This is a genomic window from Arthrobacter sp. CAN_A214 (assembly GCF_015751955.1).
Classification (GTDB): domain Bacteria; phylum Actinomycetota; class Actinomycetes; order Actinomycetales; family Micrococcaceae; genus Arthrobacter_D.
The window spans coordinates 1-1,300 of the sequence record NZ_JADOUU010000094.1; the positions used below are offsets into that span (position 1 = coordinate 1).

1 pseudogene is annotated in these 1,300 nt (G+C 57.2%); it reads right to left on the minus strand.

From position 1 onward, the window contains the following. Nucleotides 1-74 precede the first annotated feature (74 nt). Nucleotides 75-1,300: pseudogene (locus IWX65_RS17575) on the minus strand (hypothetical protein); the annotation flags it as partial.

A 1,300-nucleotide genomic window follows, 5' to 3' on the forward strand; every position in this document is an offset into this window, starting at 1 on the left:
AACCGTCCACAACTCATCTGGAATCACATCCGAACGAACCATCCATCCAGCTTCCAACATCACAAGCCGGATATTTAGCAGACACGCCCTAGTCGCTCACGGACCTCTGGTGCCATGTCCAAGCCTGGTTCATCCAGGAGCGCGGTACCGATTACTGCGTTGATGGTTTCAGTTTCTTGTAGTTGCTGCTGTCGGTCAGTGAGGCCCTGTGGGTAGATCCTGCGGACCTCGACAAGGTCTGCCCCGCTGCCGAAACTGGCAACGACCTCGGAATTTTCGATGGCACTTGTGACCTCTTCGAGGTTTTCCGTCTGCACCATAGTGGCAGTGCTGACAATGTAATCCGAGTCGCGCCAGCCCTCGGGAGACTGCGCAGCCACTTCAGCGTCGGTGTCCAGTTTGTAATGCCACAACACGTTGTCCCGGTCGAATCCGGCCTTGACCAGATCGACCCACATCGTGTCTTCCACGATGATCCGGTTGTCGCGGGGAACGTTCTTTTCGACCCATTCCTGGGCCTGGATGGAGGACGCGTCCTCATGGGCGGTGGTGAGTCTGCCAAGCCCTGTTGACCACGCCGGTATAGCAGCGACTGAGGCGTACCCAAGACCCATGATGACGACGGCGGACATCACACCCCGGGCTCTGGTCCGGTTCTTCAAACTCTTCAGCTCCTGCACCGCCGATTCACTGATACCCGCAATCAGCAGTGCCATAAAAGGCAGGAGGATGATTACGTAAGGGTCGGGAAGGTAGGAACCGGGCCGGAGCATAAAGAGAAGGTGGAATACCAACAGGGCGGCGATCGGGCGGAGTCGCCGGATCAGTAAACCGGACATTGCTGCGATTGCACCGGTTCCCAGCAGTACCGGGTCGAGTTGCCACCACGACGAAATGGTGTCGCGGGTGGTGCTTGTAGGATCAAAAATCCAACCACCCGACGCACGTGATACCAGTTGAAACATGATTCCGGAGAACAGGCTGACACGGTTCTCTCCCGGCAGAACCTCACCTTTGATAGCGGCGAAGAGGATATAGCTCGCACCGATGAGCACCAGCACACTGCCTGCTACTGACATGGTGTAGCGGCGGGTATGTGGTGAGGCGTGCCGGGCCATTGTCCAGATGAGGAACGGCAGTGCCAGGAGGAAGGTTTCCTTTGTCAGGACCGCGACCCCAAACGCAGCTGCGCTGGCCGCAAAGCCACCTAGGGCGTGTCTGCTAAATATCCGGCTTGTGATGTTGGAAGCTGGATGGATGGTTCGTTCGGATGTGATTCCAGATGAGTTGTGGACGGTTG